Source organism: Curtobacterium sp. PsM8, from assembly GCF_030433875.1.
GTDB lineage: Bacteria > Actinomycetota > Actinomycetes > Actinomycetales > Microbacteriaceae > Curtobacterium.
The window spans coordinates 1-7,449 of sequence record NZ_JARUXD010000108.1; the positions used below are offsets into that span (position 1 = coordinate 1).

The window sequence follows — 7,449 nt, forward strand, 5'->3', positions numbered from 1 at the left end:
CCCGGGGGCCGGGGGCCCCGGGGCGCGGCCCGGGGTCCCCCCGGGGGGGCCGGGGGGGGCGGCCCCCCCCCTTCGTGTATCCGGAACCGTGCGTCTTCGGCGAGCCGGTGTGCGCTCTCGCAGGACACGGACGGTGCGGTCCCCGTCACATCGAGTGCGCGGACCGTACTGTTGCCCCATGGCCATCCCCGAGACGGGCACCGCGGCGCCGGACTTCACCCTCCCCGGCATGATCGTCCGCGACGGCGTGCGCACGGACGCGGAGTACGCACTCACCGCCGAGCTCGGTCGCCCGGTTGTGCTCGCCTTCTACCCCGGCGACGCCACCCCCGTCTGCACCGCACAACTGTGCTCGTACCAGCAGGAACTCGACGACTTCCGCGACCTCGGTGCCGTGGTCTGGGGGATCAGCCCGCAGGGCCTCGACTCGCACGAGGGCTTCGCCCGGAACGCCTCGCTGTCCTTCCCCCTCCTCTCCGACGTCGCCGGCGACGTCGTCCGCGCCTACGGCGTGCACGTACCCGGACTGGGACTCCGTCGATCGGTCTTCGTGATCGGTCCGGACGGCCTGGTGCGGTGGCGGCACGTGGGCCTGGTCGGCCTCCGCTTCCCGCGCGCCGAGGTCATCCGGGCCCAGATCGAGCTCCTCGTCGAATGAGGCGTTGACAGGAGCGGCCGACGGGGTGACGATGGACGCCCTGAGACCTCCGGGTTCGCCTCTCCGGGACATCGGGTCTCCTGCCGGTACGCGCTCGGCCTGTCTGGTCCGCTCGGTGGGTGGTCCCGGAGAGGCGCTCTCGTCGATCGGGCACCCGCCGTCTCCTAGGCTTGCCCCCATGCCCGAACCGACCGCGCCCGCCCGGCCGACCGCGCCCGTCCGGCCGACCGAGCCCGTCCGGATCGTCGCGACGAACCTCCGACGCTTCGCCGTCGCCCTCTGGGTCGTGGCGGTCGCACTCGTCGTCATCGGACTCCTCACGAACGGCCTCCGCGCCGCGTTGCTGGTGCCGGTGCCGTCCCTCTTCACCGCCTGGTTCGCCTGGGTGGTCCTCTGGCGTCCGCGCATCGAACTGACCGAGGACGAGCTGGTCGTGGTCGACGTCCGCCGGACCACGCGCTTCGCCTGGCGGCGCGTGCAGGACGTGCGGTCGAAGTACGGGCTCGAGGTCGTCACCGACCAGGGTGAGCAGCGGGTCTGGATCGCGCCGCGGCCGACGGCACGGCTCGCCCTCGAACGGCCGGGAGGCACGGTGCCGGTCACCGTCGCCGCTGCGGCCGACGAGATGCGTGCGCGGGTGCCCGCACCGCTCGAGTACGACGGCGCTCCCCCGGCGACCGTGACGGCTGCACCGATCGTCCACCGCGTGCACGGCTGGGCAGTCGTCGCCCTCGTCGTCCTGGGCATCGCCGGCAGCATGGCCGGCGCACGCCTCTGATCCGCTCCTGACGGAGCCCGGCGGAGCCCGCCGCCGCCCGACGCACCCTGACGCCGGACCGCTGCAGTCCTGCGCAACGCGGGGCGTGCCTCCCGTCCGGCCGCCCGCAACGACGGAACGCGCCGTCCCGGAGCCGGGGCGGCGCGTTCCGTGTGTCGCTGGTGGTGCGGGTCAGCGACCGAACTCGAAGCCGGCGCCGGGGATGGCAGCCAGTAGGTCCTTCGTGTACTGCTCACGCGGGTTGGCGAAGACCTCATCGGTCGTCGCCTTCTCGACGATCTGGCCCTTGCGCATCACGCACACGTTGTCCGCGACGAGGCGGACGACCGCCAGGTCGTGGGTGATGAACAGGTAGGTCAGGCCGAGCTCCGACTGCAGCTCGGTGAGCAGGTCCAGGATCTGGCCCTGCACGAGCACGTCGAGGGCGGAGACCGCCTCGTCGAGGACGATGACCTCGGGCTTGAGCGCCAGGGCACGTGCGACGGCGATGCGCTGTCGCTGCCCACCGGACAGCTCGCTCGGGTACCGGTTGACCATCGACTTCGGCAGGGCCACCTGGTCGAGCAGCTCGAGCACCCGGGCGCGACGCGAGGCCTTGTCGCCGACCTTGTGCGTGCTGAGCGGCTCGGCGATCGTGTTCCCGACGTTGTACATCGGGTCCAGCGAGCCGTACGGGTCCTGGAACACGGGCTGGACGCGACGACGGAAGTCGAACAGGTCCTTGCCCTTGAGCGCGCCGATGTCGATGCCGTCGAACTGCACCGAACCGGACGTGATCGACTCGAGCTGCAAGACGAGCTTCGCGACGGTGGACTTGCCCGAACCGGACTCGCCGACGAGCGCCGTGGTGGTGCCCTTCGGGATCGCGAACGAGACGCCGTCGACGGCCTTGAGCTCGCGGGTCGCGATGCCCTGACCACGCAGCTTGTAGACCTTCTGCAGGTCCTTGACGATGATCAGGTCCTTCGCCGGAGCGCTCTCACGAGCGTGGGCGCGGGCCAGGAGTTCGTCGTCCTCGCTGCCGCTGTCGGCGATCGCGACGGACTGGTGCTGCACCTTCGACTGGATGCGACGGCTGGCGAGCGACGGTGCCGCGGCGACGAGGCGCTGCGTGTACGGGTGCTGCGGGTTCGCCAGGATCTCCTTCGACGGACCGGCCTCGACGACCTGGCCCTTGTACATCACCACGAGCTTCTCAGCACGCTCGGCGGCGAGGCCGAGGTCGTGGGTGATGAACAGGACGGAGGTGCCGAAGTCACGCGTCAGGCTCTCGAGGTGGTCGAGGATGACGCGCTGCACGGTGACGTCGAGGGCCGAGGTCGGCTCGTCGGCGATGAGCAGCTTCGGCCGGCTCGACAGACCGATGCCGATGAGCACGCGCTGGCGCATGCCGCCGGAGAACTCGTGCGGGTACTGCTTGAGGCGGCTCTCAGCGTCACCGAGCCCGGCCTCCTGCAGGACCTCGATCGCGCGGGCACGGATCGCGGACTTGCCGGTCGCCATGCCGTTGGCCTTGATGGCCTCTTCGACCTGGAACCCGATCTTCCAGAGCGGGTTGAGGTTCGACATCGGGTCCTGGGGGACGTACCCGATCTCGGTGCCGCGGATCTCGGCCATCTGCTTCTCGTTCATGCCGACGAGCTCGCGCCCGTTCAGCTTGATCGAGCCGCCGGTGATCTGGCCGGTGCCGGGGAGCAGCTTGATGATCGCCTGGGCGCTCGTGGACTTGCCCGAACCGGACTCCCCCACGATCGCCAGGCGCTCGCCCTGCTCGAGGGTCATGTTCACGCCACGGACGGCCTGCACGAGACCGCTCTGCGTCTTGAACCCGACGTGCAGGTCGGTGATCTCCAGCAGCGGGGCGCCGGGGGTGCCGGACGCCTTGGCGTTCGGCGAGGTGAGTGTCTCGCTCATCGGCGGGCCCTCGCCTTCGGGTCGAGTGCGTCGCGGACCACGTCACCGAGGAGGAGGAACGCGAGCACGGTGATGGAAAGGGCGGCGGAGGGCCAGAAGATCGTCGACGGGCTGGTGCGGATCGACGACTGCGCGGCGTTGATGTCGAGGCCCCAGCTCAGTGCCGACGCCGGCAGACCGATGCCGAGGAACGACAGGGTCGCCTCGGCCACGATGAACGTGCCGAGCGAGACCGTCGCGACGACGATGACCGGTGCCAACGAGTTCGGGATCACGTGGCGCACCAGGGTGGTGAACCGGCTGACGCCGAGCGCTGCGGAGGCGGTGACGTAGTCGGCCTGCTTCGCACTGAGCACGGCACCGCGCATGATGCGGGCGATCTGCGGCCAGGCGAACACCGCGAGCACGAGCGACACCGTCACGGCGTTCCGCGCCGGGAGCACCGACATGAAGACGATCGCACCGAGGACGGTCGGGATCGAGAAGAACACGTCACCGATGCGGGAGACGATCGTGTCGAGCCAGCCGCCGTAGAACCCGGCGAAGGCACCGATCACGATGCCGACGATCGTGACGAGCACGGTCGCGAGCAGCCCCACGATGAGCGAGTTCTGCGCGCCCCAGATGACGCGGGCGTACACGTCGTACCCCTGGCGCGTGAAGCCGAGCAGGTGGCCGGCACGCGGACCCTCGTTGCTGTCGTTGAGGTTCGCAGCGCGCGGGTCCACGTGGGTGAACAGCCCGGGCGCGATCGCCACGACGATGATCAGCAGGATGAGGATCGACGAGATCCAGAACGTGGGACGGCGGCGCATGGACTCCCACGCGTCGGTCCACAGCGAACGGGTCTTCTCGTCCTCGTTGACCTGGTCGACCGCCAGGAGCGGAGTCTCCTCGATCGGCGCGACGTAGTGCGTCGCCGAGCGGGGTTCAGTGTTACTTGGCATAACGGATCCTCGGGTCCAGGACGGCGTACAGCAGGTCGACCAGGAGGTTGGCGAGCATGAAGATGATGACCATCACGGCGACGAAGGAGACCACCGTGGGGCCTTCGCCGAGCTTGACGGCCTGGAACACCGTGCCACCCACACCGTGGATGTTGAAGATGCCCTCGGTCACGATCGCGCCGACCATCAGGTTGCCGATGTCGACACCCAGGTAGGTCACGACCGGGATCAGCGAGTTGCGGAAGATGTGCACCCCGACGACGCGGCGGCGGGACAGGCCCTTCGCGGTGGCGGTCCGCACGAAGTCGGCGCTCATGTTCTCGGCGACGCTCGCGCGGGTCAGTCGGACGATGTACGCGAACGACACCGAGGCCAGCACGATGGCGGGGAGCACGAGCTCGGACCAGGGCGCCTGGCCGGAGACCGTCACGCGGAACAGCCCGAGGTTGATGCCGAGCACGTACTGCAGCAGGAACCCGACGACGAAGGTCGGCACCGAGATGAGCAGCAGCGAGACGACGAGGGCCGTCGCGTCGAACAGCTTGCCCTTACGGAGACCGGCGATGACACCGACGACGATGCCGGCGACGGCCTCGAAGACGAGCGACAGGATCGCCAGGCGCGCGGTGATCGGGAACGCCGCGGCGAGCTGCTGGCTGACCGGCAGGCCCGAGAACGTCGTGCCGAGGTCACCGCGGAACAGGCCACCGATCCAGAGCAGGTACTGGACGAAGAAGGGCTTGTCGAGGTTGTACTGCTGCCGGATCGCCTCGATCACCTGCGGTGACGGCTGGCGGTCGCCGAACAGTGCGGCGACGGGGTCCCCGGGCAACGAGAACACCATGAAGTAGATGAGGAACGTGGCCCCGAAGAAGACGGGGATGAGCTGCAGGAGGCGCTTGCCGAGGTACCAGAGCATCAGATCCCTGCCTGGTTCACAGCGCGCATGTCGTTCAGGTTCATGTCGTGAGGGGTGGACGGTCCGAGGGTCGGCACGGGTGTCCGGTGCGGGCGGCGGCGCCCGCGTTCGTGGGGGAAGGTGTTGACCGCCGTGGTACGGGGGCTCGGGGACCGTGGTCCCCGAACCCCCGTCCGGTTGGCCGCGGAGCAGGATACCTGTCCGCGATGTGTCTCCGAGGAGACCGAGTGTTACTTGGTGACCTCGACGTCGTAGTACAGCGGGACGGAGTCCCAACCGAACTTGACGTTCTTCACGTTGTCTGCAGACCAGACACCGGTCACGTTGGAGTACCAGAGCGGGATCTCGGGCAGGTCCTTGAGCAGCAGCTCCTGAGCCTGGTCGAAGAACTTGTTGCCCTCTTCGACGGACGAGGCCGAACGGCCCTTGGCGAGCAGCTCGTTGTACTCGGACGAGTCGTAGCGCGAGTAGTTGTTCGACGAGCCCTTGCCCATGGTCGGGCCGAGGAAGTTGTACAGCGACGGGTAGTCGGCCTGCCAACCGGTGCGGCTACCGCCCGTGAGCTTGTCGTCCGTCTGCAGCGCGAGCGCCTCGGCGAACGTCGGGAGTGCCTTGCCCTCGGCCTTGATGCCCAGCGTGCTGGAGATCGAGTTGGTCACCGCGGTGACCCAGGCCTCGTGTCCACCGTCAGCGTTGTACGCGATGGTGAGCGTGTCGTTGTACGGCGAGATGTCGTCGGCCTGCTTCCACAGCTTCTTGGCCTCCGACTTGTTGTAGTCGAGGACGTCGGAGCCCTTGAGGTCCGCGGTCCAGCCGTCGATCACCGGGGAGGTGAAGTCCTTGGCCGGGGTGCGGGTGCCCTGGAAGATCTTGTTGGTGATCTGCTTGCGGTTGATCGACAGGGAGACCGCCTCGCGACGGAGCTTGCCCTCTTCGCCCTTCCAGTGGTCGAGGTAGTAGGGCAGGTAGATCGCCTGGAAGATCGCGGCGGCCTGGTTGACGTTCGAGTCGGGGAAGTCCGACTTGTAGGTCGAGAACGCGGCGTCCGGCACGGCGTCGAGGACGTCGAGGTTGCCGCCCTGGGCGTCGGAGTACGCGGTGTCCTGGGACGTGTAGAACGTGATCGTCAGACCACCGTTCTTCGGCTTGCGCTTGCCCTGGTAGTCCTTGTTCGTGACGAGCTTGATGTCCTGGTTGTGCGTCCAGGCGCTCTTGCCGTCGAGCTTGTACGGACCGTTGCCGATCGGGTTCTCACCGAAGGCCTTCGTGTCCTTGTAGAAGACCGAGGGGAGCGGCACGAAGGCGTTGTAGCCGAGCGACAGCGGGAAGTCCGACTGCGCCGACTTCAGCGTCACCGTGAACTCGTCGTCGCTCTTGACCTTGAGGCCGGTGAGCTCGGAGTCCTTGTCGGCGTCGTAGCCCTCGATGTTCTCGAAGAAGTAGCTCGCGCCCTGGGCGTTGGACTTCTGGGCTGCCCAGTTCCACGCCTTCGTGAAGGACTCGGCGGTGATCGCCTCGCCGTTGGTGAACTTCCACCCCGAGTTGATCGTGATGTCGAAGGTCTTCGAGTCGGTGGTCTCGACGTTCTTGGCGAGTTCCTTCACCGGCTTGCCGTCGGCGTCGTAGGTGAACAGACCATCGAACAGCGACGTGATGATCTTGCCGCCACCGGTCTCGGTGGTGTTCGACGGGATGAGCGGGTTCTGCGGTTCGCTGCCGTTCGTGGTGACGATGCCGGCGGCGTTGGCCGAACCGGAGCCGGAGCCGGAGCCCGAGCCGCTTCCGCCACCGTTGCCGGAGCAGCCGGTCAGGGCAATTGCTGTGGCCCCGAGCACGGCGAGGGCAGTGAGCCCAGCGCGCTTCTTGATCAAGAGTTCCTCCTGGTGCATGGGACGCGCCGGGCACAGAGGTCCCTCCCGGCACGTTTGACTCCTGAACTGTAGGCAGTGCAGAGAGGACCGACCAAACCCTGGGCGCATCGGTTACACGCCCGAAACCAAGTTGCAGGATCGTTGCGGCATCCTGCAACATCCCCGCGTCTGGGACGGAGCGCCGCCGATCCATTGCGTTTGCATCAACGTCCGTGCAGCGTGGAGGTGACGCCCGGGTGAACCACAGGTGTTGTCCGCAACCGCTTGCATTCGGAGCGCTCCACCCCGCATGATGCGCGATCGTCGGTCGTGACGACCGCACCACAGACGGACGGGAGGCCCGTGGCGATCCCGCCACGGGC

6 protein-coding genes are annotated in these 7,449 nt (G+C 68.0%); 2 read left to right on the plus strand and 4 right to left on the minus strand.

Features of this window, described 5'->3' with window-relative positions; genetic code table 11:
• The first annotated feature begins 178 nt into the window (after window positions 1-178).
• Both QCD68_RS16385 and QCD68_RS16390 read left to right on the plus strand, forming a co-directional pair.
• Complete coding sequence (locus QCD68_RS16385) at window positions 179-658, plus strand: peroxiredoxin (RefSeq protein WP_111075676.1); 480 nt, start codon at window positions 179-181, stop codon at window positions 656-658.
• A 178-nt stretch (window positions 659-836) separates the two neighbouring features.
• On the plus strand, window positions 837-1,436 hold the full coding sequence (locus QCD68_RS16390) for a hypothetical protein (protein ID WP_221851187.1): 600 nt from the start codon (window positions 837-839) through the stop codon (window positions 1,434-1,436).
• Window positions 1,437-1,607: 171 nt separating this feature from the next.
• On the opposite strand, the gene QCD68_RS16395 is transcribed toward QCD68_RS16390, so the two are convergent.
• The 4 genes from QCD68_RS16395 to QCD68_RS16410 form a co-directional block, all read right to left on the minus strand.
• A complete protein-coding gene (locus QCD68_RS16395) occupies window positions 1,608-3,350 on the minus strand; it encodes a dipeptide ABC transporter ATP-binding protein (protein ID WP_111075678.1) in 1,743 nt (580 codons plus the stop codon).
• Window positions 3,347-4,297 carry an ABC transporter permease gene (locus QCD68_RS16400; protein ID WP_301223789.1) on the minus strand — a complete coding sequence of 317 codons (951 nt, stop codon included), beginning with the start codon at window positions 4,295-4,297 and terminating at the stop codon, window positions 3,347-3,349. The genes QCD68_RS16395 and QCD68_RS16400 overlap by 4 nt, the downstream gene beginning before the upstream one ends.
• Window positions 4,287-5,216, minus strand: a complete 930-nt coding sequence (locus QCD68_RS16405; protein WP_204608988.1) for an ABC transporter permease — start codon at window positions 5,214-5,216, stop codon at window positions 4,287-4,289. Before QCD68_RS16405 ends, QCD68_RS16400 begins: the two co-directional genes overlap by 11 nt.
• A 230-nt stretch (window positions 5,217-5,446) precedes the next feature.
• The gene (locus QCD68_RS16410; RefSeq protein ID WP_111075732.1) at window positions 5,447-7,087 is read right to left on the minus strand and encodes a peptide ABC transporter substrate-binding protein; all 1,641 of its coding nucleotides are present in this window, start codon (window positions 7,085-7,087) and stop codon (window positions 5,447-5,449) included.
• Between the last annotated feature and the right edge of the window lie 362 nt (window positions 7,088-7,449).